Source organism: Streptomyces sp. NPDC048106 (assembly GCF_040706415.1).
GTDB lineage: Bacteria > Actinomycetota > Actinomycetes > Streptomycetales > Streptomycetaceae > Streptomyces.
In genome coordinates, this window is sequence record NZ_JBEZND010000001.1 from 404,640 (window position 1) to 430,503 (window position 25,864).

Here is a 25,864-nt window from a genome sequence, read left to right on the forward strand (position 1 = left end):
CGGCATGGAAGGATGGCGCAACCCACACATAACGAGGAGATGACCGCGTGCCTGGCACAAACCTGACTCGCGAAGAGGCGCAGCAGCGGGCTGAGCTGCTCAACGTTGACTCGTACGAGATCGATCTCGACCTCTCCGGCGCGCAGGAGGGCGGTACCTACAGGTCCGTGACCACGGTGCGCTTCGATGTCGCCCGTACCGGGGCGGAGTCCTTCATCGACCTGGTGGCCCCGACCGTCCACGAGGTCGTGCTCAACGGCGACCGGCTGGACGTCGCCGAGGTGTTCGCGGACTCGCGGATCGCGCTGCCGGGCCTGCTGGAGGGCCGTAACGTGCTGCGGGTCGTGGCCGACTGCGCGTACACCAACACCGGTGAGGGCCTGCACCGGTTCGTCGACCCGGTCGACGAACAGGCGTACCTGTACACCCAGTTCGAGGTCCCGGACGCCCGCCGCGTCTTCGCCTCCTTCGAGCAGCCGGACCTGAAGGCCACCTTCCGGTTCACCGTGAAGGCGCCCGAGGGCTGGACGGTGGTGTCGAACTCGCCGACCCCCGAGCCGCAGGACGACGTCTGGACGTTCGCCCCGACCCCGCGCATCTCGACGTACGTCACCGCGCTGATCGTCGGCCCGTACCACTCCGTGCACAGCGTCTACGAGAAGGACGGCCAGAGCGTGCCGCTCGGCATCTACTGCCGGCCCTCGCTCGCCGAGTTCCTGGACTCCGACGCGATCTTCGAGGTGACGCGGCAGGGCTTCGACTGGTTCCAGGAGAAGTTCGACTACGCGTACCCGTTCGAGAAGTACGACCAGCTTTTCGTGCCCGAGTTCAACGCGGGCGCCATGGAGAACGCCGGCGCGGTCACCGTCCGCGACCAGTACGTCTTCCGGTCCAAGGTGACCGACGCGGCGTACGAGGTGCGCGCCGAGACGCTGCTGCACGAGCTGGCCCACATGTGGTTCGGCGACCTGGTCACCATGGAGTGGTGGAACGACCTGTGGCTGAACGAGTCGTTCGCCACCTACACCTCCATCGCCTGCCAGGCCGCCGCCCCCGGCTCGCGCTGGCCGCACTCGTGGACCACGTTCGCCAACTCCATGAAGACCTGGGCGTACCGGCAGGACCAGCTGCCCTCCACGCACCCGATCATGGCGGACATCCGCGACCTGGACGACGTCCTCGTCAACTTCGACGGCATCACCTACGCCAAGGGCGCCTCCGTCCTCAAGCAGCTGGTGGCGTACGTCGGCGAGGACGCGTTCTTCAAGGGCGTCCAGGCCTACTTCAAGCGGCACGCGTACGGCAACACCCGCCTGTCCGACCTGCTGGGCGCGCTGGAGGAGACCTCCGGGCGCGACCTGAAGACCTGGTCCAGGAAGTGGCTGGAGACGGCCGGGATCAACGTCCTGCGGCCCGAGGTCGAGACGGACGCCGCCGGAGTCGTCACCTCCTTCGCCGTGCGCCAGGAGGCCCCCGCGCTGCCCGCCGGCGCCAAGGGCGAGCCGACCCTGCGCCCGCACCGCATCGCGATCGGCCTGTACGACCTCGACGACGCCGGCAAGCTGGTGCGCACGGACCGGATCGAGCTGGACGTGGACGGCGAGCTGACCGCCGTGCCGCAGCTCACCGGCAAGGCCCGCCCGGCCGTGATCCTGCTCAACGACGACGACCTGTCGTACGCCAAGGTCCGCCTGGACGAGCAGTCCCTCGCGGTCGTCACCGAGCACCTCGGCGACTTCGAGGCGTCCCTGCCCCGCGCGCTGTGCTGGGCCTCGGCCTGGGACATGACGCGGGACGCCGAGCTGGCCACCCGGGACTACCTCGCCCTGGTGCTGTCCGGCATCGGCAAGGAGTCCGACATCGGCGTCGTGCAGTCGCTGCACCGCCAGGTGAAGCTGGCCGTCGACCTGTACGCCGACCCGGCCGCCCGCGAGCCCCTGCTCACCCGCTGGACCGACGCCACGCTGGCCCACCTGCGCGCGGCCGAGGCGGGCAGCGACCACCAGCTCGCCTGGGCGCGGGCCTTCGCGGCGACCGCGCGCACCCCCGAGCAGCTGGACCTGCTGGAGGCCCTGCTGGACGGCTCCCAGACGGTCGAGGGCCTGGTCGTGGACACGGAGCTGCGCTGGGCGTTCGTGGAGCGCCTCGCCGCGGTCGGCCGTTACGACGAGGCGGAGATCGCCGGCGAGTACGAGCGGGACAAGACCGCCGCCGGTGAGCGGCACGCGGCCACCGCCCGCGCGGCCCGGCCGACCGAGGAGGCGAAGGCGGAGGCATGGTCCTCGGTGGTCGACTCCGACAAGCTGCCCAACGCCGTGCAGGAGGCCGTGATCGGCGGCTTCGTGCAGACGGACCAGCGGGAGCTGCTGGCGCCGTACGCCGAGCGGTACTTCGAGATCGTCAAGGACGCCTGGGACTCCCGTTCGCACGAGATCGCCCAGCAGATCGCCATCGGCCTCTACCCGTCCCTCCAGATCTCCACCGAGATCCTGGACCGGACGGACGCCTGGCTGGCGTCGGCCGAGCCCGGCGCGGCCCTGCGCCGCCTGGTCTCCGAGTCCCGCGCGGGCATCGAGCGCGCGCTGAGGGCCCAGGCCGCGGACAGCGCCGCCAAGTAACACCCGCACACCAAAGGGGCGCCCGGCGAGCCGCCGGGCGCCCCTTTCACGCGTGGCTCAGGCGGACAGCTCCGCCGCGACCAGCTCCGCGAGCTGCACCGCGTTCAGCGCGGCGCCCTTGCGGAGGTTGTCGTTCGAGACGAACAGCGCGAGGCCGTTGTCCACCGTCTCGTCGCGGCGGATGCGGCCGACGTACGACGGGTCCTGGCCGGCCGCCTGGAGCGGGGTCGGGATGTCGGAGAGGGCGACGCCCGGGGCCTTCGCGAGCAGCTCGGTGGCGCGCTCCGGGGAGAGCGGGCGGGCGAACCGGGCGTTGATCTGGAGGGAGTGGCCGGAGAAGACCGGCACGCGCACACAGGTGCCGGAGACCTTCAGCCCGGGGATCTCCAGGATCTTGCGGGACTCGTGGCGCAGCTTCTGCTCCTCGTCGGTCTCGTTCAGCCCGTCGTCCACGATCGAGCCGGCCAGCGGGAGCACGTTGAAGGCGATGGTGCGCTGGTAGACCTGCGGCTCGGGGAAGGTGACCGCCTGGCCGTCGTGGGTCAGCTTGTCGGCCTCGGCGGCGACCTTCTGCACCTGGCCGTGCAGCTCCGCCACGCCGGCGAGCCCGGACCCGGAGACCGCCTGGTACGTCGCGACGACGAGGCCGTCGAGGTCCGCCTCCTCGTGCAGCGGCTTGAGGACCGGCATCGCGGCCATGGTGGTGCAGTTCGGGTTGGCGATGATGCCCTTGGGGCGGTCGGCGATCGCGTGCGGGTTCACCTCGGCGACGACCAGCGGCACCTCGGGGTCCCGGCGCCACGCCGAGGAGTTGTCGATCACCACGGCGCCCTGCGAGGCGACCTTTTCGGCCAGCGCCTTGGAGGTCGCGCCGCCCGCGGAGAAGAGCACGATGTCGAGGCCGGTGTAGTCGGCGGCCGACGCGTCCTCCACCGTGACGCCGTCCAGCACCGTGCCGGCGGAACGGGCCGAGGCGAACAGGCGCAGCTGCGTGACCGGGAAGTTCCGCTCCGCGAGGATCCTGCGCATGACCGTGCCGACCTGACCGGTGGCTCCGACGATTCCGACCCTCACGGCGACTCCCTCTGTCCGATTCCTGCCCTGGCCCCGGGCTGACCGGGGCGTTTCCATCATGCGGCCGACCCCGGTCCACCTGTCCAATTCTTTGCGACATGTGCCCGAGGAGTGGGACACGACCGGACGTGCGGAAGGTTCCGGTCCCGCGGTGTTCCCCGGCCCCGCCCCTGCCCCTCGCGGGTCGCGGTCATACGGCGGTGTGACGTACGCCTCTGCCGTTGGCCGGGGACGGTCCGAACGTTTTCGCCCGGTGCCGCGTCGTAGGGGCGGACGGGGAAGGGGGTGGCTCGTGCTGCGGCGAGGGGCGCGGCGGGGCGGCGGTACGGCACAGGCGCGCGGCGGGACCGGCGACGATCCGCTGGACGCCGCCCAGGAGCGGCGGGTGCGGGCGGTGCTCGCGCTCGGCGGGGTGCCGCAGTCGGAGCTGGCGGACGGGGTGCAGCAGGTGCGGCTGCGGCTGCTGGAGCGGACCGCGGGCGGCCAGGAGGCGCCGCGGGACGTGTCGGCGTGGGCGGCGGTGGTCGCCTCCCGGCTCGCGATGGACTGGCACCGGGCCAGGCGGCGGCAGGAACGGCTGGGGGAGCGGCTGGCCGCGCTGCCCGTTCCGGTGCCCGCCGTCGGCGGGGAGGCCGGCGTGCTGTCCCTCGCCCTCGGCCAGGGCCTGGACGAGCTCCCGGCCGCCCAGCGCCAGGTGCTCGTCCTGCGCTTCTACGCCGACCTGCCGGTACGGGACATCGCCGAGGCCCTGGGCATCCCCGAGGGCACGGTCAAGAGCAGGCTGCACACGGCGGTCCGCGCCCTGCGCGCCCGGCTGCACGAGAACGGGGTGGTGTGACATGACCGCCGGGAACGGGGAGACCGCCGGGGACGGGGACTACGAGGGCTGCGGGGAGCACGGGGAGTACGGGGAGTACGGCGGCCCGGACGCGCTGATGGCCGCGATCACGGGGGAGCCGCTGCCGGAGGAGGCCCGCCGGGACCCGGCGTTCCTGGCCGAGCACCGGGCGGCGCAGGCGGACCTCGCGGTGCTGCGGGAGGGGCTGGGGCGGCTGGCGGAGGAGCTGGACCCCCCGGCGCCCGCGTCCCCGGTGCGCCCCGTACGCGCCGCGCGTGCGGCCGGCCGGGCGCGCCGCCGTCCCCTCCGCGCCGCCCTCACCACCCTCGCCGTCGCCGCGTCCCTCTCCCTCGTCGCCGGGATCGGCTGGCTCGGCGCCCACCCGGGCGGCGGCGTCTCGGCGGACCAGGCCGGGGACAAGGGCGGAGACGGGGCCGGTGACGCTTCCGGGGACGGGGCCGGGCACGGGGGCAAGGCCGTCCGGCCCGGGGCGAGGACGGGGCAGGAGCTGGCCTGTGCCGGAGTGGTCGTGGAAGGGACGGTGGCCGGGGTCGTGCCCCAGGGGTCCGGGAGCCGGGTCACGGTGACCGTCGAGCGGTCGTACAAGCCCGCCCGCGGACCGGCCGAGGTCGGCTTCCTGCTGGACGGCGCCGCGAACCCGGCGCCGCGCCCGGGGCAGCACGTGCTCGTCGAGGTCGGCCGCGGCAGCCGGGAGGCGAGCCGGTGGACCGTCGGGGACGCCGCCGTGGCCGCCGACCGCGCCCGGATCGAGGCGGCCCTGCCCGGATCCCGGCACCTCACCTGCCCGTAGGGCCGGGGAAGCCCGCTACCCCCGTAGTTGAACGGAAAGCGACCGGCCCCCGGCGAGGCCGGGACGCGTCCATGGCGGCGCCGGGTACCGGAGATCCACGTACGGAGATCGGCGCCGCGTGTTGCCGTGTCGTTCGCATAGATGCCATCCCCGTTGCCAAGGGTCCATAGCAAGCGGGGCGTTCGCGTCCGTGACGGCCCGCGGTCACTGCCGACGCGTTCGCACCCGGGGAGATCGCACCATGTCGCGCCTACGCTCTGCCGCCGCCTCCGCCGCCTCCGCCGCCTCCGCCGCGGGGGTCGACCGCCGTACCGTCCTCACCGCCGCCGGAGCGGTCTCGCTCGCCGCGGGCATGGGCTACGCCCTGCGCCCCACCGACAGCGAGGCCGCCACCGCCGCCACCGGGCAGACGCCGGTCGCCCACGCCCGGCCGGCCGCCGCCGCCACGCTCGCCCCCTACCGCGAGGGCACCACCCTCGCCACCGTCTCCACCCCGCACGGCTCCGGCTACCGGCGGCTTTCCGACGGCCCCGGCTGGTACCGCGTGATCCGCACCGAGCTGGCCGGACCGAAGGTGGGCCGGGACCGGCGCCGCCGGGCCCTCGCGGCGTTCGTGCAGTTCACCGACCTGCACATCCAGGACGTCCAGCACCCCCTGCGCCTGGAGTACCTGCGCGCCGCCCACCAGGACGCCTGGCGCCCGCACGAGGCGCTCACCGTGCCCGGCGCGGTCTCGCTGGTGGAGCGGGTCAACGCGCTGCGCGGCGCGCCCGCCACCGGCGCCCCGCTCCAGTTCGTCATGACCACCGGCGACAACACCGACAACAACGCCCGCTGTGAACTGGACTGGTTCATGAAGGTGATGAGCGGCGGCCGGATCACCCCCGACACCGGCGACCCGAGACACTACGAGGGCGTGCAGAACAGCGGGCTGTCCCTGTACTGGCAGCCCGAGTCCACCGACGGCGACAGCGACAAGGCGCTCGGCTTCCCGCACCTGGAGGGCTTCCTCGCCGCCGCCGTCCGGGAGGTGCGCAGTCCCGGCCTCGCCCTGCCCTGGTACTCCACCGTCGGCAACCACGACGCCCTCCCGCTGGGCCTGTACGGCGCCCACGGCGACCCCTACCTCGCCGAGGCCGCGACCGGCGGCAAGAAGCTGTTCGACGTGAGCGCCGCCGACGCCAAGAAGCTCCAGGACGCCATCTGGAGCGGCCAGGACCCCAAGGGCGCCGGCTACCGCGACTTCCTCAAGTCCCGGGCGAGCGGCATGCGCTCCGTCACGCCGGACGAGACGCGCGCCCTGTACACCCCGGCCGAGTACCTCAAGGCCCACCTGAACCCGGCCTACCAGGGCCACGGTCCGGTGGGCCACGGCTACTCCTCGGCGAACCTCGACGCGGGCACCCAGTACTACGCCTTCCGGATCTCCGAGGACGTCATCGGCGTCAGCCTCGACACCACCGACGCCGGCGGCCACTACCAGGGCTCCGTCGGCTCCGCCCAACTGAGGTGGCTGGACAAGACGTTGAGTGACAACAAGGACTCCTACGCCGTCGTCTTCAGCCACCACACCAGCGACTCGATGACCAACACCCGCCCCGATCCGGCCCGGCCCGGCGAGATGCGGCACACCGGCGCCGAGGTGGTCGCGGTGCTGTTCCGGCACGCCAACGTGCTGGCCTGGGTCAACGGGCACAAGCACGAGAACGAGATCACCCCGCACCGGGCGGCCTCGGGCCGCTCCTTCTGGGAGATCTCGACCGCCTCCCACATCGACCACCCGCACCTCGCCCGCGTCATCGAGCTGGCCGACAACAAGGACGGCACGGTCTCCCTGTTCACCACGCTGATCGAGTCCGCGGCCCCGGCCCGCACCGACTTCGCCGACCTCTCCCAGACGGGCCTGGCCTCCCTCTACCGGGAGCTGGCCTTCAACGCGCCCGGCGCGAAGACGAACCTGGCGGGCGCCGCGGCCGACCGCAACACCGAACTGGTGCTCAAGAAGGGCTGACGCACGCGGAAGTCCGGACACGGGAGACGAGCCGACCGGGTATCTTCCCCCGGCCACCGCACTTCACAGGTTGGGGGAAGACATGCCGGCCCGCATGGTCCTGACGGGTACCACCGCCCTGCTGTGCGCGACGGCCCTCGCGACGGCCTTCACCGCCCCGGCCGCCGCCCACACCGCGACCCTTACGGCCGTCGAGGCGGCGGTGACCTCCGGCGTGCCCGGCGTGACCGTCACCGTCCGGGACTCCCGGGGCACCTGGTCCGCCACCGCCGGAACCGGCGACCTGCGCACGGGCGAGGCCCGTTCGCCGGATGACCGTTACCGCATCGGCAGCCTGACCAAGACCTTCGTCGCCACCGTCATGCTCCAACTGGAGGCGGAGGGCCGGCTGTCCCTGGACGACACCGTGGACACGTGGCTGCCGGGTCTGGTCGACGGCCACGGCAACGACGGCCGCCGCATCACCCTGCGCCAACTCCTCGGCCAGACCAGCGGCATCCCCAGCTACACCGCCGACCGGGACTTCCGCGCCCGGTACTTCACCGAGGACGGCTTCCGCGAGCACCGCTACGACACGCTCACGCCGCGCGAGCTGGTGGCCATCGCCATGCGCCACGCACCCGACTTCGCGCCGGGTTCCTCCTGGCGCTACTCCAACACCAACTACGTGATCGCCGGGATGGTCATCGAGAAGGCCACGGGACACTCGTACGCCACCGAGATCACCCGCCGCGTCATCGGTCCGCTGCGGCTGACGGCGACCTCCGTGCCCGGTACGGCGGTCACGGTCCCGGGGCCCGCGAGCCGGGCCTACTCGACGTTCGGCGGGGCGGCGGGGGCGCCGTACGACGTCACGGAACTCGACCCCTCCCTGGCCGCCGCCTCCGGCGCGATGATCTCCGACTCGGCCGACCTGGACCGCTTCTACGCCGCCCTGCTCGGCGGACGGCTGCTGCCCGCCCGCCAGTTGAGGGAGATGGAGACCACCGTGGCGGTCGAGGGCGCCCCGGACGTCCGTTACGGCCTCGGCCTCATGGACCGGCGGCTGTCCTGCGGCGTCCACGTCTGGACCCACACCGGCGACATCCAGGGCTCCACCTCGGTCGCGGCCACGACGGCCGACGGCCGCCACACGCTGGCGCTGAACTTCAACGGCGACTGGGCGGGAGCCACGAAACCGGTGCTGGAGGCGGAGTACTGCGGAGATCAGCCCCGCGACTGGACCGTGCCCTCCGCCTTGGTGCCGCGGGAGCCCCCGCAAGAGGCCTGAACTACCGGGGCAGGACCACCACATAGGCGGCGGGCTCGCGGTCGTCCGCCGCCATCAGGGCCGTACGGACCACCGCCGCCTGCTGCTCCGTCGCGTCCCTGAGTTTCGCCGGGGTCAGGTGGACGACCGTGATGCCGAGCCGCTCCAGGTGCTCCCGCTTGCGGGCGTACCGCGACCACTGCGCGTCTTCCTCGGCCTCGTCCGCCGGCTGCCCGTGGTGCGCGCGGGTGTCCAGCTCGACCGCGACCGCCTGGTCCGGCCAGTAGGCGTCCACGGCGCCGAGGCGGGGGCCGCCGGGCAGCCGCAGGTCGACGTTCCACAGCGGGTCCGGGAGGCCGTACTCGCGGACCATCCGGTACAGCCGGTGCTCCGCGATCGTGCGGCCCTGCGCCACCAGCGAGTCCACCGCGTCCACCACGTGCGGCAGGCCGAGCAGCTTCGCGTTGGTCAACTCCCTGACGACCGCCGCCGGTTCGCAGTGACCGCCGCGCACCGCCTCGGTCAGCAGCCGCCGCACGGCCGCCCCGTCCCGCAGGCCCGCCACCGCGTCCGCCAGCGCCCGCGGCACCGGCGCCAGCGGCAGCCCCGTCACCGTGCGCGGCGCGGGCAGGTCCGAGGTGCGCAGGACACGGACGTAGCCGGTGGAGCGCAGCCGGCGCTGCCGGGGCACCAGGACGTCCACGTGCTCCAGGTCCGCCGGCGCCGGCATCTGGGAGAAGCCGTACAGGGCGAGCGCCGCGAGGCCGGTGAGCACCGCGCCCGGATAGGGCGGGCGGTACGCGTGGCGTCCCGTCGGCTGGAGGGGGACGCCCGGCGCCGGCTCGCGGGCCGCGTACCGCAGGGCGCCGTGCAGCCGCTCCTCGTCCGTCGGCGGCCCGGGGTGCAACAGGTAGACGTGCGGCAGCAGCCGGGACCAGGGCCCGGCCGGGCGGCAGCGCCGGGACAACTCGGCCGCGGTCACCCCGAGGGCGCGAAGCTGGGCCGTGGTCTGGACCCGCTGGTGTGCCTCGGGGACGTGGCCGAGGTGGCCGAGGGGGCGGGGGGAGAGCGGGGTGTTGTGCGTCATGCCCTTCGGATGCCCACCCCTGGTCCCCCCTTTAACCCCTGTTACACGGTCGTCGAATAATACGGACAAGCCCGAACTAAAGGTCAGGTGTTCGGATGCCGAAAGGACACCGAAAACCCCTGGTCCGCTCGGTGCGGACCAGGGGTTACGGCCGTCGGGGCACGGATCCGGTAACGGTCACCGACCGCCCGGGCTCAGGCCAAGGGTCACCGGGCCCGCGCGTCGCACTCCTGCGCCCGCAGCGCCCGCGCCAGGTCGTCCCGCGCCTCCAGCACCAGCCGCCGCAGCGCGGGCGCCGCGTCCTCGTGCGCCGCGAGCCACGCGTCCGCCGCCGCCAGCGTCTCGGGCCGGTCCTGCAAGGCGGGGAACAGCCCGCTGACGATGTCCATGCCGATCTGGATCGAACGCTCCCGCCAGATCCGGTCGATGACCGCGAAGTACTTCTCGGCGTACGGCGCGGTCAGCTCCCGCTGGGAGGGCTGGCCGAAGCCCGCGATGGTGGCCTCCACCAGGGCGTTGGACAGCGTGTCGGACTCCACCACCTGCGCCCACGCCTGCGCCTTGACCGCAGCCGACGGGCGCGCCGCCAGGCAGCGGACCTGGTGGCGCTTGCCGGACGCGGTGTCGTCCCGGGCCAGCTCGGCGGCGATCACCGACTCGTCGGCGGCCCCGTGCGCGGCCAGCGGCTCCAGGAACGACCAGCGCAGCTCCTGGTCCATCTCCAGGCCCTCGACCGACGTCGTACCGTCCAGCAGTTCCCTCATCAGCGCGAGGTCCGGCCCGGCCGAGGCGGCCGAGGCGAAGAAGCGGGCCCACGCCAGCTGGTGCTCGCTGCCCGCGCCGGCCGCCCGCAGCTCCCGCAGCGCGCCCTCGGCGAGCAGCGCGCCGCCGGTCTCCCGCCAGGCCGGGGAGGCGTAGCGGTCCAGCGCCGTGTGGGTCCACGCGTGCAGCATCTGGAGCACGCCGATGTCGGACTCGCGGCCCGCGAACCGCAGCACCAGGGCGATGAACTCCCGGGCCGGCAGCAGCCCGTCGCGGGTCATGTTCCACAGCGCCGACCAGCACAGCGCGCGCGCCAGCGGATCGGTCAGCCCGCCCAGGTGCTCCTGGAGCGTGGCCAGCGAGGCGGCGTCGAAGCGGATCTTGCAGTAGGTGAGGTCGTCGTCGTTGACCAGCACCAGGTCCGGGGCCTCGGCGCCGGCGAGGTCCGCCACGACCGTGCGCGGGCCCTCCACGTCCGTCTCCACCCGCGCGTACCGCTCCAGGGCGCCGCCCTCCGTGAGCCGGTACAGGCCCACCGCGACCCGGTGCGGGCGCAGTTCGGGGTGCGTCTCGGGGGCCTCCTGGAGCACCGCCAGCTCGGCGACGCGGGAGTCCTCCAGGCGCACCTGCGGGGTCAGCGCGTTCACCCCGGCGGTCTCCAGCCAGGACCGGGACCAGGCCGTCATGTCGCGGCCGCTGGTCTCGCCGAGCACCGACAGCAGGTCGCCCAGGCGCGTGTTGCCGTACGCGTGCCGCTTGAAGTAGCGGCGGGCGCCCTCCAGGAAGGCGTCCTGGCCGACGTAGGCCACCAACTGCTTGAGCACCGAGGCGCCCTTGGCGTAGGTGATGCCGTCGAAGTTCAGCTTGGCGTCCTGGAGGTCGCGGATGTCCGCCGTGACCGGGTGCGTGGACGGAAGCTGGTCGGCGCGGTACGCCCATGCCTTGCGGCGGTTGGCGAAGGTGATCCAGGAGTCCTTGAAACGGGTCGCGCCGACGTTGGCGAACGTGCCCATGAAGTCGGCGAACGACTCCTTCAGCCACAGGTCGTCCCACCAGGCCATGGTGACCAGGTCGCCGAACCACATGTGCGCCATCTCGTGCAGGATCACGTTGGCGCGCGCCTCGTACGACGCCTGCGTCACCTTCCCGCGGAAGATGAACTCCTCGCGGAAGGTCACCAGACCCGGGTTCTCCATCGCGCCCAGGTTGTACTCCGGCACGAACGCCTGGTCGTACTTGCCGAACGGGTACGGGTAGTCGAAGTTCTCGTGGAAGAAGTCCAGGCCCTGCTTGGTGACCAGGAAGACGTCCTCGGCGTCGAAGTGCGGCGCGAGACCCTTGCGGCACATCGCGCCCAGCGGGATCTCCAGCGTCGTACCGTCCGCGAACGTCCGCGAGTAGGAGTCCGTCACGTAGTGGTACGGCCCCGCCGCCACACACGTGATGTACGTGGAGATCGGCTTCGTCTCCGCGAACTTCCAGACGCCGTCCGCGAGTTCGCCGGCGCCGTTGCTCCACACCGTCCAGCCCTCGGGCGCGCGCACCTCGAAGCGGAACGGCGCCTTGAGGTCCGGCTGCTCGAAGTTGGCGAAGACCCGGCGGGAGTCGGCGGGTTCGTACTGCGTGTAGAGGTAGACCTCGCCGTCCTCGGGGTCGACGAAGCGGTGCATGCCCTCGCCGGTGCGGGAGTAGGCGCACTGGGCGTCGACCACCAGCTCGTTCTCCGCGGCCAGGTCCTCCAGCGCGATCCGGGCGCCGTCGAAGACCTCGCTCGGGTCCAGGTCCTTGCCGTTGAGCGACACCGCGGTCACGCTCGGCGCGATGAGGTCGGCGAAGGAGGAGGCGCCCGGCTCGTTGCAGCGGAAGCGGATCGTGGTGACCGAGCGGAAGGTGCGCGGCTCGCCGCCGGCGTCGCCGACGGCCGACCTGAGGTCGAGGGACACGTCGTATCCGTCGACGGAGAGCAGGGCGGCCCGCTCCCGGGCCTCGTCGCGGGACAGATTCTCACCGGGCACGGCGGCACTCCCTTGTGATCGCGTGTTGAGGGCTGAACAGGACCGATCCTGCCATGTGCCCCTGACGGGGTTCATCGGGGAATGCACTCCGCGACGACGCCGTTGATCCGTCCAGAAGACCGTTTCGCTGAGGAGAGCCATGTCCGAGAACGCGTCCCCGTCCGGCAAGACCCCCGTCGACTTCTGGTTCGACCCGCTGTGCCCCTGGGCTTGGATGACCTCGCGCTGGGTCCTGGAGGTGGAGAAGCTCCGCGACATCGAGGTCCGCTGGCACATCATGAGCCTCGCCGTCCTCAACGAGAACAAGCTGGACGAGCTGCCCGAGGAGTACCGGGAGATGCTCTCCACCCGGGCCTGGCAGGCGGTACGGGTCGTCACCGCGGCGTGGCAGAAGCACGGCCAGGAGGTCGTCGGCCCGCTGTACACCGCGCTCGGCACCCGCATCCACAACAAGGGCGAGGGCGCCACCCTGGAGGCCATCGCCGGCGCGCTCGCCGACGTCGGCCTGCCGGCCGAGCTGATCGACTACGCCGAGCAGCAGGACTTCGAGTTCGACGCCGAGCTGCGCGCCTCCCACAAGGAGGGCATCGACAAGGTCGGCCAGGAGGTCGGCACCCCCGTCATCGCAGTCCCCGGCGACGACGGCGAGCAGATCGCCTTCTTCGGCCCGGTCGTCACCCCCGCCCCCAAGGGCGAACTGGCCGCCCGCCTGTGGGACGGCACCCTTGCGGTGGCCTCGGTGCCGGGCTTCTACGAGATCAAGCGGACGCGCACGCAGGGGCCCGACTTCAGCAACCTGTAGGCCGGACCGCCCCGGCCGGCGGGACTTCGTCACCGGGGGGAAGCCAGGGGGGAAGCCAGGGGGGGAAGCCCTACGTCAGACAGTGGACGAGGGCTTCTCCCCGCACCCACCGCCCCACCTCCGCCGCCGCGAGCCGCGCCCCCTTCTCCGCCACCGCCCGGCTCGCCCCGCCGACGTGCGGCGTCAGCAGCACCCGCCCCCCGACCGTCCGCAACCGCGAGTCGGCGGGCAGCGGCTCGTCGGCGTACGTGTCCAGCGCCGCCACGGCGAGACGGCCGTCCTCCAGCGCGTCGCACAGGGCCCCCTCGTCCAGCAGCGCCCCCCGCGCCGCGTTCACCACCACCGCCCCCGGCGGCAGCAGCGCCAGCTCCCGCGCCCCGATCAGCCCCCGCGTCTCCTCGGTGACCCGGGCGTGCAGACTGATCACCCGCGAGTGCCGCAGCAACTCGTCCAGGGACGCCATCCGCAGCCCGAGCGTCTCCCCCCGCGCGTACGGGTCGTACACCATCACCCGCGCCCCGAGCGCCCCCAGCGCCCGCGCCACCCGTCTGCCGACCGCGCCGTACCCGATGAGCCCGACGGGCAGGTCCTCCAGTTCGAGGCCGCTGTGCTCGTAGGTGTAGTACCTCGACCCCGCCCAGTCCCCCTGCCCGGCGAGGAGTTCGTGGGCCTGCGGGATGCGCCGCAGGGCGGCGAGCAGCAGCCCGACGGTGAACTCGGCCGTCGCCGCGGCCTTGCGGCCGGGCGCGCAGCACACCCGGACGTCGTGTTTGCGGGCCGCGTCGAGGTTGACGTTCACCGGGTTGCCCCGGCAGACCGCGACCAGCCGCAGCTCCGGGCGGGCGGCGAGGACCCGTTCGGTGACCGGCGCCGTCTGGGTGACGAGGACGTCCGCGCCGGCGAGGGCCGCGATCAGCTCGTCCTCCGCGTCGCTGGCCTCCCGCACCTCGGCGACCGCGCCGAACGGTTCCCGCGGCCGGCCGAGCGTCAACTCCCATACATCGCATCGGGCTTGCCTGGCCAGCGCGGAAGTGATCAGCGAGGGCAGTACGAAGCGGTCGCCGGCGGCCAGCACCCGCACGCTGGAAGTCATCACAGGAACACAGGTTGTAATCCTCGCCTGAGGGGCGTCAATCCCCTGTGTGTGGCGAAAGCGGGGAGACCCCCAAGGGCCTCCCCGCTCCCGCGCCCCGGCCGGCGGAAACCGTTCAGCGCCTGGCGTGCGCCCGCTGCCGGGCGTACCCCGCCGCCGCGAGCACGACCGTCATCGCGCCCGACGAGTACAGCTGCACCCGGGTGTCCGGCTGCCGGGCCATCAGCACGAAGATCGCGGCCATGCCGGCGAGCGCGACCCAGGTGAGGTACGGGAAGCCCCACATCCGCACCACCAGCTTCTCCGGCGCCTCGCGCTCGATCCGGCGGCGCAGCAGCAACTGGGAGGCGGCGATGAAGATCCAGACGACCAGGATCACCGCGCCGATCATGTTCAGCAGCCACGGGAAGACATCGTCGGGCCGCCAGTAGCTCAGCAGCACGCAGACGAAGCCGACGACGCAGGAGGTCAGGACGCCGACGCGGGGCACCCCGCCGGACACCTTCGCCAGCGCCTTCGGGCCCTGGCCGCGCTCGACCAGGGAGTAGGCGATGCGCGAGGAGCCGTAGATGTTGGCGTTCATCGCGGACAGCAGGGCCACGAACACCACGACGTCCATCACCCGGCCCGCGCCCGGGATGTTGAGGTGGTCCAGGGTCGCCACGTAGGGGCCGCGCGCCACGACCTCCGGGGAGTTCCAGGGCACCAGCGTGACGACGACGGCCATGGAGCCGATGTAGAAGACGGCGATGCGCCACATCGCGGTGCGCACCGCGCGCGCCACGCCCCGCACCGGGTCCTCGGACTCCGCCGCCGCGATGGTGACCGTCTCCAGGCCGCCGTAGGCGAAGACCGAGGCGAGCAGGCCGATGACCAGGCCCTGGCCGCCGTGCGGCAGGAAGTGGGTGAGGTGGGTGGTGCCGGGGGAGTCGGTGCCGGGCAGCACGCCCGTGACGGCGAGCACGCCGAGCACCAGGAACAGCGAGATCGCGCCGACCTTGAGCGCGGCGAACCAGAACTCGAACTCGCCGAAGTTCTTCACGGCGGCCAGGTTGGTGCCCAGGAAGACCAGCATGAACAGGGCGACCCACAGCCACTGCGGGCTGCCGGGCACCCAGCCCTGGACGATCTTCGCCGCGCCGATGCCCTCCAGGCCGACGGCGGTGCACAGCAGCACCCAGAACGACCACCCGGCGGCGAACCCGGCCCACGGGCCGATCGCCCGCTCGGCGTGGGCGGAGAAGGAGCCGGAGGACGGGTAGGCGGCCGACATCTCGCCGAGCATCCGCATGACCAGCATCACCAGCAGCCCGGAGACGGCGTAGGCGATCACGATGGACGGCCCGGCGGCGGCGATGCCCGCGCCCGACCCGACGAAGAGGCCCGCGCCGATCACGCCGCCGAGGGCGATCATCGACAGGTGGCGCTGCTTGAGGCCGTGGGAGAGGGCGGGGTTCTCCGCCAGTCGTGGGGTTCCCGGGCGGGTGCTGCTGGGCATGGGCGCGGCTCTCCCGTGCAATAGGCCGGTAAAAACCACGCCAGTCTGGGCGACCTGTCCGCTCAGAGGGACAGGCCGCCCAGTATCCGGACACCCGACAACCGGAGAGTGAGATTCCGGTTACGCCGTGACGGTGGCGCGCGCGGCGGTGTGCGCGGGCGCGGGGACGGGGGAGTAGTGCGACGCGTCGCCCTCGATGGAGTAGCTCTCCTTGCCCTCGCTGCCGGCCGGCACGTCACCGGCGACGGTCACCCGGTGCAGCCGGCGCGGCAGCCCGTCGTAGTTGTCGATGGCGTAGTGCTGGGTGATCCGGTTGTCGAACAGGACCAGCTCCCGCTCCGCCCAGCGATGGCGCAGGACGTTCTCCGGGCGGGTCACGTACGCCTGGAGCAGATCCAGGATCTTGCGGGACTCGCCGGCCGACAGCCCCACGATCCGCTGCGCGAACCCGCCGATGAACAGCCCGCGCTCCCCGGTCAGCGGGTGGACGCGGACCACCGGGTGGACGGTGCGGTACTTGATGGAGACGAACTGGGTGCGGCGGGCGGCCTCCGCCGCGTCGATCGCCTCGTCCGGCACGGCGTAGTCGTAGTCGTTGGTGTGCTCGGCCCACAGCGTGTCGGCGAAGCGGCGCAGCGGCTCGGGCAGGTCGCGGTAGGCGGCCGCGGCGTTGGCGATCAGGGTCTCGCCGCCGTACGGCGGGATCGTGAGCGAGCGCAGGGTGCTGGCCTGGGGCGGGGTGAGGACGAAGGTGACGTCCGTGTGCCAGTGGTTGGCGCGGCCCCGCTCGCTGTCCACGGGCAGCACGTTCGGGGCGCCGTCGACGGCGCCGACCGTCGGGTGGGCGGTGGTCAGCTCGCCGAAGTGCCGGGCGAAGGACTGCTGGCCCGCGTCGTCCAGGCCCTCGGCGGCGAAGACCAGCGCCTTGTGCACGTTCAGCGCCTCGCGGATGCCGGCCACCTCCTCCCCGGTGAGCGGCCGGGTGAGGTCGACGCCCGAGACGCGGGCGCCGATGCGCGCGGTGATCTTGGTGATCTCCAGGGACATGGGGGTTCCTCTCAGGGAAGGGTCAGGCGAAGACGGGGGACAGGTACTGGTTCGCGGGGCGCGGCAGGCCGTAGCGCTCGCGCAGGGTGCGGCGGGGGCCGTACTCCTCGCGGAACAGGCCCCGGGCGCGCAGGATCGGTACGACGTGCTCCACGAAGGCGTCCAGGCCCGAGGGCAGCACCGGCGGCATGATGTTGAAGCCGTCGGCCGCGCCCTGGCCGAACCAGGTCCCGATCCGGTCGGCGACCTGCTCGGGCGTCCCGGCGAAGGTCTGGTGCCCGCGCCCGCCGCCGAGCCGGCCGATCAGCTGCCGCACGGTGAGCCGCTCGCGCCGGGCCAGCCGCACCACCAGCGCGTACCGGCTCCGGGCGCCCTCGACGGCGGACTCCGGCGGCAGGCCGGCCGGCAGCTCCTGGTCCAGCTCCAGCGAGCCGGGCGCGAGCCCCAGCAGCCGCTCCAGGCGCCCGCGCCCGTGCTCGGGCACGATGTGGTCCTCCAGGACCCGCTCGTTCGCCCGCGCCTCGGCCTCCGTCGAGCCGAGTACGGGCACGATCCCGGGCAGCACCTTGAGGTGCTCGGGGTCGCGGCCGGCCCCCCGCGTGCGGTGCTTGATGTCCGCGTAGAAGGCCTGCGCGTCGGCGAGGGTCTGCTGCGCGGTGAACACCGCCTCCGCGTACCGCGCCGCGAACGCCTTGCCGTCCGCCGAGGAGCCCGCCTGCACCAGCAGCGGGTAACCCTGCGGGGAACGCGGCACGTTGAGGGCGCCCGCGACGCTGAAGTACGGCCCCTCGTGCCGGGCCGGATGGATCTTGTGGTCGTCGCCCCAGACCCCGGCCGCCTTGTCGGCGACGACCGCGTCGTCCTCCCAGCTGTCCCACAGCTTCAGCGCCACGTCCAGGAACTCGGCGGCACGCGAATACCGCTCGGCGTGCGCGGGCTCGTGCTCCAGGCCGAAGTTGCGGGCCGCCTCCGCACCGGCGGTGGTGACGATGTTCCAGCCCGCCCGGCCGCCGCTCACGATGTCCAGCGAGGCGAACCTGCGGGCCAGGTTGTAGGGGGAGTTGTAGGAGGTGGAGGCGGTGGCGATCAGACCGATGTGCTCGGTGGCCGTCGCCAGCGCGGTCAGCAGGGTCAGCGGCTCCAGGGAACCGGCCGGACGCTGGCCGAGGTTGCTCCACAACTGGGGGCTGTCGGCGAGGAACAGGCTGTCGAAGGTGCCGCGTTCGGCGGTCCGCGCGAGCCGTACGTAGTGCCCCAGGTCGGTGTGCGCGTACGGATCGCTCTCCGGCAGCCGCCAGGAGGCCTCGTGGTGGCCGGTGTTCATCAGGAACGCGTTCAGATGGAGTCGGCGCGTGGTCATCGGTGGTCCTCCGTGACACCGAGGGCGGCGAGCAGGCGCTCCCGGTACTCGCCCAGCACCGGCTCCCGGTAGGAGCGCGGGTGGGGACGGTCGATGGTCAGATCGAGGCCGATGCGGCCCCGCTCCAGGACGAGGACCCGGTCGGCGAGCACGATCGCCTCGTCCACGTCGTGGGTGACGAGCAGCACGGAGGGCCGGTGCCGCTCCCACAGCTCGCGCAGCAGATGGTGCATCCGGATCCGGGTCAGCGCGTCCAGGGCGCCGAACGGCTCGTCCGCCAGCAGGAGTTCGGGCTCGCGCACCAGAGCGCGGGCGAGGGCGGCGCGCTGTGCCTCGCCGCCGGACAGCTCGCCCGGCCAGGCCCGCTCCCGCCCCTTGAGGCCGACCTCGGCGAGGGCGGCCCGGCCGCGTTCCGCCGCGTCCTTGCCGTCCAGCCCCAGCAGCACGTTGTCCAGCACCCGGCGCCACGGCAGCAGCCGGGAGTCCTGGAACACCACCGATACCCGGCTCGGCGCCGAGACCTGCCCGGACCCGGCCACCCCGTGGTCGAGCCCGGCGACCGCCCGCAGCAGGGTGGACTTGCCGGACCCGGAGTGCCCGAGCAGGGCCGTGAACTGTCCGGCGGGCAGTTCGAGATCGATGTCGTCGAGGACCGTACGGTCGCCGAACGACCGGCGCAGCGAGCGCAGTCGTACGGCGGCGGGCCGGGTCAGCTGTTCAGTGTGCGGCGCCATGACAGCACCCTCCGTTCGATCAGACGGACCGCGCTGTCCGAGACCAGGCCGAACACGCCGTAGATCAGCAGGCCGACGAGGATGGTGTCGGTGCGGCCGTAGTTCTGCGCCTGGAACATCAGGTAGCCGAGCCCGCTGGTGGCGTTGATCTGCTCCAGCACCACCAGGCCCAGCCAGGAGCCGGTCACCCCGAGCCGCAGCCCCACGAAGAACCCGGGCAACGCCCCCGGGATCACCACGTGCCGGATGAACCCGAGCCGCGACAGGCCGTGCGCTTCGGCCAGTTCGACGAAGCGGCTGTCGATGCCGGCCAGCGCGGCGTGCGTGTTGAGGTAGACCGGGATGTAGACGACGATCGCGATGATGGCGATCTTGAAGGTCTCCCCGATGCCCAGCCAGAGGATGAACAGCGGGATCAGCCCGAGCGTCGGGATCGCCCGGTTGAGCTGCACGGTCCCGTCGACCAGTGCCTCCCCGGTGCGGCTGAGCCCGGACACCAGCGCCAGCAGCACCCCGGCGACCAGCCCGATCGCGAAGCCGTACCCCGCCCGGCGCAGCGAGGTCAGCACGTCGGTGGGCAGCGTGCCGTCCGTCCACAGATGGCCGAGGGTCCGCAGCACCGTCCAGGGCGCGGGGATCGCGGCCGGGTCGAGTCGCCCGGCGGCCGAGGCGACGGCCCAGACGGCCAGCACCAGCAGGGGGCCGGCCAGCCGGGCGGCGGGCAGCCGGCGCCCCGGGGAGAGGCGGCGCCGCCGGCGGACCGGGGGCAGCGCGCCTGCCTCGGGGGCGGGCGCGGCGGTCGGCGTCGTGGTGGTCACGGCGGTCACCTCCGGTACTCCTCGGGTACGGCCCTGGCGGCGATCGGCTCGAAGCGGTGGTCGAACAGGGCGGACACGTCCGTCTTCTTCACGAAGCCGCCCTCGGCGAGCAGGTCGGCGGTCTCCTGCTCCCACTTGATCGCCTCGTCCCAACGGGGCGGGAACAGCGGCTTGTTGGCCAGCGCGGTGATGGACTCCGCCTGCGCGAGGGTCAGGTTCTGCGTCTTGACGTAGAACTCCTCGTTCCAGGCGTCCGGATGCTCGTACTGCCACACCTGGCCCCGGGCCCACTGCGGGATGTACGCGGCGATCGCGGCGGCCTTGGCGGGGTCGTTCAGCACGGCCTGCGGCGCCCAGAGCAGGTTGAGCAGGTCGACCACGTCGGTGGCGACGGTGCGGGCGCCCTTCGCCGCGTACTGCTTGAGATAGGCGGGCGCCTGGCTGTTGGCGAGCGGCGCCACGTCCACCTGGCCGGACTGGAGGGCGGTCAGGAACTGGTTGCTGGTCAGCGGCACCAGCCGCACCTCGCCGTAGGCCAGGCCCGCCTGCTTCAGGGCGCGCAGCAGGACCACGCCCTGTGCCTGCCCCTGCGAGAAGGCGAGCCGCTTGCCCTTGAAGTCGGCCGTGGTGTGGATGTCGCTGCCCGGCCGCGTCGCGAACAGGTAGTTCGGCTTGCGGGTCAGCTCGATCGCCACGATCTTCGCCGCGAGGCCCTGGAACTGCGCCTGGATCGGCGGGATGCCCGCGTTGTTGGCGACGTCCAGGGACCTGGCGCGGAAGGCGTTGATGACATCGGGCCCCGCGCCGATGTTCACCCAGTCGGACACGGTGAACGGCAGGGCGGGGAACTTCCCCAGTCTGAACTGGAGTTGCTCCACACCCTGGTACGAGGTGATCTTCAGGCTGGTCCCGGTCGGAACCTTGGCCGCGAGCGGCCGGGTGGCGGCGGCGCCCTGGGTGCCGGCGGCGGCCACGTCCTTGACGCAGCCGTCGAGACCGGCGACGGCGGCGGACGCGCCCAGCAGGGAGGTGAGAAAGAGACGACGGTGCATGGGGTCTCCCGGGAGGAAAAGAATCGGAAGGCAGGAGGGAATCCGGGAAGGGAAAGGGGGAGTAGGGAGTCGCATGGAGCAAAGCCGTGGGAACACGCGGAAACGCGCGGAAGCACAGGGAAATGCGGGGAAACACACGGCCGTGCGGGGAAACGCTCGGAAACTCACGGAAACACGCGCTTCACGCGCGGCAACGTGTCAGCAACAGAGGGCGCGACAGCCGGTGCGACAGCTCGTGAGGAGGTTCATGACCAGCATGTTCGTCGCCCGGAGCGGCCGCTGTCAACATTCCGAGTTTCTGAATTAAATACCCTCAGGTGAGGCGCCCAGAGGATCCCGGAACAATGCGTCGAGCAGCACCGAACCGCCCGCCACCGCGAGCACGGAATCCGGGAAACTCGTCGGCATCACCGCCGCGGACCGGGATTGCCCGGCCGCTTCCCGCAGCGCGTCGAGGCATTCCTCGAAGTGCATGACGCCGACCTCGGTGACCACGACCGTCTCCGGGTTGAGCACATCCAGCAGCAGGGCGGCCGCCCGCCCCGTCGCCCGCGCCCGCTCCACCAGCAGCCGCCGGGCCGCCGCGTCCCCGGCCGCCGCCGCGGCCACCACGTGCATCGGATTGGCCGAGTCGACGACCCCGGCCTCCCGCGCCCTGCGGCACAGCGTCCGTTCCCCCAGCTCCGCCTGGAGGCAGCCGGTACGACCGCACGGGCACGGCTCGGTGCCGCCCGGCACCGGCAGATGCGCGATGGCGCCGGCCGCGGACCGGGGACCGTGGTGCACCTCGTCATGGGTGGCGAACGCCGCGTCGACCACGTTGCCCACGAACAGGTGCAGCACGCTCCGGCTGCCCCGCGCGCGCCCGAACAGCCGCTCCCCGTTCACCAACGCCCGTGCGTGGCCGTCGACTTCGACCGGCAGACCGGTGCGGGCGGCGAGCAGCTCCCGCACCGGCACCTCCCGCCAGCCCAGCAGCTCGTGCGCCACCACGGTGCCCGTCTCCCGGTCCACCCAGCCGCCGACCGCGACCCCGACCCCCAGCGGCCGCCGTCCCGGCGCCTCGCCGAGCAACGCGGCGAGCCCCTCGGCGGCCCGCGCCAAAACCCGTGCGGGCTCGGTCCGTTCGTGCTTCAGCTCGCGCCGGGCCACCACCCGCCCGCGCAGATCCAGCAGCGCCACCGTGGTGTACCGCACCGCCACATGCACCCCGCCGACCACGAACCGGGCGTCGTCCAGCTCGACCGGCACATGCGGCCGGCCCACCCCGCCCGACCGGCGCGGCACCGGCGACTCCCGGATCAGCCCGAGGCCGGCGAGCCGCGCGCAGTGCTCGGTCACCGACGCGGGCGAAAGCCCGGTCAGGCGCGCCACCGTACTGCGCGCCACCGGGCCGTGCTCCAGCACGGACCGCAGCACCGCGCTGGCACTGGTGCGCCGCCGGTCGCGCTCGGCGGCACGCGGCACGGGTGAGACGAGAGTGGATGCCGCAGTACGGGGCATGGAGAACCGTCCTCGGGACCGGAGCCGGTACATCGGAAAGACCGGAAAGGACGAGGCGCGCCGGGCGGCCCGCCCCTATCGCGAGGGCCGACAGGTGGCCGCGCCCTGCCGCCGCAGGTCGACATGGCGACGCGACGTGAGGTACCGGGCCTGGGCAACCATGTGTTCGAAGCTAGCAAAGGGCCCCGCCGCTGCCCACCCCGCGCCCACCGACCGAGACGGCCACCGGTCACCGCACCAGCCGCCGTTGCCCCTTTGGTGGATCCCTACAAGCGCGGCACCGGTCCCCTGAGTCGGCTGGAGCACGTCACCTCAGTGACCGTCGTCACGCCGTACCCGGTGTAAGTGGAGGTCTTTGTGCGGAGCCCACCAAGCGGCCGATCAACCCTTTGTCGAGCGCTGACGGTGATCGGATTCGGGGCGCCGGTATAGCGTCGCGATGTTGCCACCTGTCCCCTTCACCCCCGCGGAGTCCCCATGAGCACCGCCACCGTCAGCGCCCGTCCGGGTGCCGTCCTCGCCGACCTGCTGCCCGCGTCCCGTGTCCGCGACGCCGCCCTCGTGCTCGGCGGTGCCGCGCTCACCGGGCTCGCCGCCCAGGTGTCGGTGCCCGTGCCCGGCTCGCCGGTGCCGGTGACCGGGCAGACCTTCGCCGCGCTGCTGGTGGGCACCGCGCTCGGCGCCCGCCGCGGCTTCCTCTCCCTCGCCCTGTACGCGGTGGCCGGCATGGTCGGCGTGCCGTGGTTCGCGGGCGGCGACTCCGGCACCGGCGCGGTCTCCTTCGGCTACGTCCTCGGCATGCTGCTCGCCTCCGCGGCCGTGGGCGCCCTCGCCCGCCGCGGCGCCGACCGCTCCCCGCTGCGCATGGCGGGCACGATGATCCTCGGTTCGGCCGTCATCTACGCCGTCGGCGTCCCCTACCTCGCCCTCGCCGCCCACCTCTCCCTCGGCCAGGCGGTCGCGGCCGGCCTCGTCCCGTTCCTGATCGGCGACGCCCTCAAGGCCGCCCTCGCGATGGGCCTGCTGCCGACCGCGTGGAAGTTCGCCGGCAAGCGCTAGTTCTCGACCGGCACACCACAACGGCCGCGGGGCCTGACGAAGTTCGTCAGGCCCCGCGGCCGTTTGTCCGGGTGAAGGCGTGGCTCAGCCGATGGAGACCGGGTCCTCCGCGGCCTCGGCGGCCGGGGCCGGGCGGTTGCCCGTGACCTTCTGCTTGATCAGGGAGATGACGATCACGACCGCCGCCACGCCCAGCGACAGCATCACGGTCTTGAAGCCGCTGCTCTCGCCCTTCGTGTCGGTGAGCATGTAGCCCAGGACGAAGACGATCAGCGCGGCCGTGGCCCAGGTCAGGTAGGGGTACAGCCACATCTTCACGACCAGCTTCTCCGGCGCCTCGCGCTGGATGATCCGGCGCATCCGAAGCTGCGAGAGGCAGATGACCAGCCATACGAACAGGGCCACCGCACCGCTGGAGTTGACCAGGAAGAGGAAGACGGTCTTGGGGTACTCGTAGTTGAAGAAGACCGCCACGAAGCCGAAGACGACCGACGCGAGGATCGCCGCCTGCGGCACACCGCGCGCGTTGGTACGGGCGAACGACTTCGGGGCGTCACCGCGCTGGCCGAGCGAGAAGGCCATGCGGGAGGCCGTGTACAGGCCGGAGTTGAGACAGGACAGGACCGCCGTCAGCACGATGACGTTCATGATCTGGCCGGCGTGCGCGATGCCGAGGGAGTCCAGCGCGGCGACATACGAGCCGTCCTTCACCAGGGACGGGTTGTTCCACGGCAGCAGCGCGATCACGATGAGGATCGAGCCGAGGTAGAAGACGCCGATACGCCAGATGATGCTGTTGGTGGCCTTGGTGACCGCGCGCTGCGGGTCCTCCGACTCACCGGCCGCCAGGGTGGCGATCTCGCTGCCCATGAAGGAGAAGACGACCAGCAGCACACCGGTGAGGATCGAGCCCGGACCGTGTGGCAGGAATCCGCCGTGGTTGGTCAGGTTGGCGAAGGACGCCGTGTCCGTGTGCGCGCCCGGCAGCACGCCGAAGATCGCGAGCAGGCCGACGACGATGAACGCGGCGATCGCCACGACCTTGATGCCGGCGAACCAGAACTCGAACTCACCGTAGGAACCGACCGAGACGAGGTTCGAAGCGGTCAGCACCAGCATCACGATGAGGGCCCAGCCCCACTGCGGCACCGCCGGGACCCAGCCTGCCAGGATCTTGGCACCTGCCGTTCCTTCGACGGCGAGCACGACGACCCAGAAGAACCAGTACAGCCAGCCGATGGAGAAACCGGCCCAGCGGCCGAGCGCGCGGTCGGCGTGCGCGGAGAAGGAGCCGGAGGTCGGGTTGGCGGCCGACATCTCGCCCAGCATGCGCATCACGAGGACGACGAGCGTGCCGACGAGGGCGTAGGACAGCAGGATGCCCGGTCCGGCCGCGGCGATGCCGGAGCTGGAGCCGACGAAGAGTCCGGCGCCGATCACACCGCCGATGGCGATCATCGTCAGGTGTCGGTTCTTGAGGCCTGCTTGAAGTCCGGAACCAGGTGGGGTCATGGACGGATTCCTTTGCGCCTGTGGAAAGGGGGGGTCTCGCACGGGAAACGGGGGTGCCGTTGTGGGGTCCGGTACGGGATTCGTACGAGCGGGTGTACGAGTCGGTCCAGTGAATCCGAGGCGAACGAATTCGGGAACCTCTGATTCCGGATTGTTACTTGAGGTTCCCTTGAGCTTCTATGGCCGGGCTCACATTTGACGACGAAATCCGTAGCCGCGGGCATGTCGTATGAGTCACCCCCGGAAGCCTTGACGCGATGCCCGCCGGATGCCGTGGACCCGGGACTGCTGCCCCGAATCCCCCGTGTCACACTCGTCTCATGCGCGTGTACCTCGGCTCCGACCATGCGGGCTTCGAACTCAAGAACCACCTCGTCGAGTGGCTCAAGGCGGCGGGGCACGAGCCCGTCGACTGCGGGCCGCACATCTACGACGCCCAGGACGACTACCCGCCCTTCTGCCTGCGCGCCGCCGAGCGCACGGCCGCCGACGCCGACGCCCTCGGCATCGTGATCGGCGGCTCGGGCAACGGCGAGCAGATCGCCGCGAACAAGGTGAAGGGCGTGCGCGCGGCGCTGGCCTGGAGCGAGGAGACGGCGAAGCTGGGCCGCCAGCACAACAACGCCAACGTGGTGGCCGTCGGTGCGCGCATGCACAGCACCGAGGAGGCGACCAAGTTCGTCGAGACGTTCCTCGCCACCCCCTTCTCCGGTGACGAGCGTCACATCCGCCGCATCGACATGCTGGCCGCCTACGAATCCACGGGCGACCTCCCCCCGATCCCGCCCCACCACCCCCAGCAGTAGCGCCCGCCCCTTCCGCCCGCCCGCAGGCCGACCCGCTCGGCCGGCGGGCGGGCGTCGTACGTGGCCGGTTGTGGGCAGGCACGCCGGCGGGCGTGCCTACGCTGAAGGGGTCAGG

General features: G+C 72.4%; 20 protein-coding genes. 8 read left to right on the top strand and 12 right to left on the bottom strand.

From position 1 onward, the window contains the following. The first annotated feature begins 47 nt into the window (after window positions 1-47). The gene (gene pepN / locus AB0927_RS01830) at window positions 48-2,618 is read left to right on the top strand and encodes an aminopeptidase N (protein WP_366665472.1); all 2,571 of its coding nucleotides are present in this window, start codon (window positions 48-50) and stop codon (window positions 2,616-2,618) included. Window positions 2,619-2,675: 57 nt separating this feature from the next. Here the strand turns inward: pepN (AB0927_RS01830) and AB0927_RS01835 are convergent, their stop codons facing one another. Further along, complete coding sequence (locus AB0927_RS01835) at window positions 2,676-3,692, bottom strand: aspartate-semialdehyde dehydrogenase (protein ID WP_366665473.1); 1,017 nt, start codon at window positions 3,690-3,692, stop codon at window positions 2,676-2,678. A 292-nt stretch (window positions 3,693-3,984) separates the two neighbouring features. On the opposite strand from AB0927_RS01835, the gene AB0927_RS01840 reads away from it, so the two are divergent. The 4 genes from AB0927_RS01840 to AB0927_RS01855 all read left to right on the top strand — a co-directional run bounded on the left by AB0927_RS01840 (window position 3,985) and on the right by AB0927_RS01855 (window position 8,622). After that, window positions 3,985-4,530, top strand: coding sequence for a sigma-70 family RNA polymerase sigma factor (locus tag AB0927_RS01840; protein WP_366665474.1), 546 nt, complete (start codon window positions 3,985-3,987; stop codon window positions 4,528-4,530). 1 nt (window position 4,531) lies between these two features. Beyond that, a complete protein-coding gene (locus tag AB0927_RS01845; RefSeq protein WP_366665475.1) occupies window positions 4,532-5,341 on the top strand; it encodes a hypothetical protein in 810 nt (269 codons plus the stop codon). A gap of 241 nt (window positions 5,342-5,582) precedes the next feature. Beyond that, a complete protein-coding gene (locus AB0927_RS01850; RefSeq protein ID WP_366665476.1) occupies window positions 5,583-7,352 on the top strand; it encodes a TIGR03767 family metallophosphoesterase in 1,770 nt (589 codons plus the stop codon). Window positions 7,353-7,446: 94 nt separating this feature from the next. Continuing rightward, window positions 7,447-8,622, top strand: coding sequence for a serine hydrolase domain-containing protein (locus AB0927_RS01855; RefSeq protein WP_366665477.1), 1,176 nt, complete (start codon window positions 7,447-7,449; stop codon window positions 8,620-8,622). 1 nt (window position 8,623) lies between these two features. Here AB0927_RS01855 and AB0927_RS01860 read toward each other — a convergent pair whose 3' ends face one another. Next, window positions 8,624-9,688 (bottom strand): hypothetical protein, encoded by a 1,065-nt coding sequence (locus tag AB0927_RS01860; protein WP_366665478.1) that lies wholly within the window; start codon window positions 9,686-9,688, stop codon window positions 8,624-8,626. 206 nt (window positions 9,689-9,894) lie between these two features. After that, complete coding sequence (gene pepN / locus AB0927_RS01865; RefSeq protein WP_366665479.1) at window positions 9,895-12,465, bottom strand: aminopeptidase N; 2,571 nt, start codon at window positions 12,463-12,465, stop codon at window positions 9,895-9,897. Window positions 12,466-12,604: 139 nt separating this feature from the next. Between pepN (AB0927_RS01865) and AB0927_RS01870 the strand changes: the two genes are divergently transcribed. After that, entirely contained in the window at window positions 12,605-13,267 is a 663-nt protein-coding gene (locus tag AB0927_RS01870) for a DsbA family protein (protein ID WP_366665480.1), read from the top strand. A gap of 70 nt (window positions 13,268-13,337) precedes the next feature. Here the strand turns inward: AB0927_RS01870 and AB0927_RS01875 are convergent, their stop codons facing one another. From AB0927_RS01875 to AB0927_RS01910, 8 genes are all read right to left on the bottom strand, one after another. After that, window positions 13,338-14,360: a 2-hydroxyacid dehydrogenase gene (locus tag AB0927_RS01875; RefSeq protein ID WP_366665481.1), complete on the bottom strand. Its 1,023-nt coding sequence runs from the start codon at window positions 14,358-14,360 to the stop codon at window positions 13,338-13,340. Between the two features lie 115 nt (window positions 14,361-14,475). Beyond that, window positions 14,476-15,858: an amino acid permease gene (locus tag AB0927_RS01880; RefSeq protein ID WP_366665482.1), complete on the bottom strand. Its 1,383-nt coding sequence runs from the start codon at window positions 15,856-15,858 to the stop codon at window positions 14,476-14,478. A gap of 120 nt (window positions 15,859-15,978) precedes the next feature. Further along, a complete protein-coding gene (locus AB0927_RS01885; protein WP_366665483.1) occupies window positions 15,979-16,905 on the bottom strand; it encodes a TauD/TfdA family dioxygenase in 927 nt (308 codons plus the stop codon). 22 nt (window positions 16,906-16,927) lie between these two features. Next, window positions 16,928-18,265 (bottom strand): LLM class flavin-dependent oxidoreductase, encoded by a 1,338-nt coding sequence (locus AB0927_RS01890; protein WP_366665484.1) that lies wholly within the window; start codon window positions 18,263-18,265, stop codon window positions 16,928-16,930. Continuing rightward, the gene (locus AB0927_RS01895) at window positions 18,262-18,999 is read right to left on the bottom strand and encodes an ABC transporter ATP-binding protein (protein WP_366665485.1); all 738 of its coding nucleotides are present in this window, start codon (window positions 18,997-18,999) and stop codon (window positions 18,262-18,264) included. Before AB0927_RS01895 ends, AB0927_RS01890 begins: the two co-directional genes overlap by 4 nt. Then, window positions 18,975-19,769 (bottom strand): ABC transporter permease, encoded by a 795-nt coding sequence (locus tag AB0927_RS01900; protein WP_366665542.1) that lies wholly within the window; start codon window positions 19,767-19,769, stop codon window positions 18,975-18,977. Before AB0927_RS01900 ends, AB0927_RS01895 begins: the two co-directional genes overlap by 25 nt. A gap of 53 nt (window positions 19,770-19,822) precedes the next feature. Beyond that, window positions 19,823-20,869: an ABC transporter substrate-binding protein gene (locus AB0927_RS01905; RefSeq protein ID WP_366665486.1), complete on the bottom strand. Its 1,047-nt coding sequence runs from the start codon at window positions 20,867-20,869 to the stop codon at window positions 19,823-19,825. Window positions 20,870-21,172: 303 nt separating this feature from the next. Beyond that, complete coding sequence (locus AB0927_RS01910) at window positions 21,173-22,372, bottom strand: ROK family transcriptional regulator (RefSeq protein WP_366665487.1); 1,200 nt, start codon at window positions 22,370-22,372, stop codon at window positions 21,173-21,175. Window positions 22,373-22,849: 477 nt separating this feature from the next. On the opposite strand from AB0927_RS01910, the gene AB0927_RS01915 reads away from it, so the two are divergent. Next, on the top strand, window positions 22,850-23,431 hold the full coding sequence (locus AB0927_RS01915; RefSeq protein WP_366665488.1) for a biotin transporter BioY: 582 nt from the start codon (window positions 22,850-22,852) through the stop codon (window positions 23,429-23,431). Between the two features lie 84 nt (window positions 23,432-23,515). Here the strand turns inward: AB0927_RS01915 and AB0927_RS01920 are convergent, their stop codons facing one another. Next, window positions 23,516-24,943: an amino acid permease gene (locus AB0927_RS01920; protein WP_366665489.1), complete on the bottom strand. Its 1,428-nt coding sequence runs from the start codon at window positions 24,941-24,943 to the stop codon at window positions 23,516-23,518. Between the two features lie 320 nt (window positions 24,944-25,263). On the opposite strand from AB0927_RS01920, the gene AB0927_RS01925 reads away from it, so the two are divergent. After that, entirely contained in the window at window positions 25,264-25,749 is a 486-nt protein-coding gene (locus tag AB0927_RS01925) for a ribose-5-phosphate isomerase (RefSeq protein ID WP_366665490.1), read from the top strand. Window positions 25,750-25,864 lie beyond the last annotated feature (115 nt).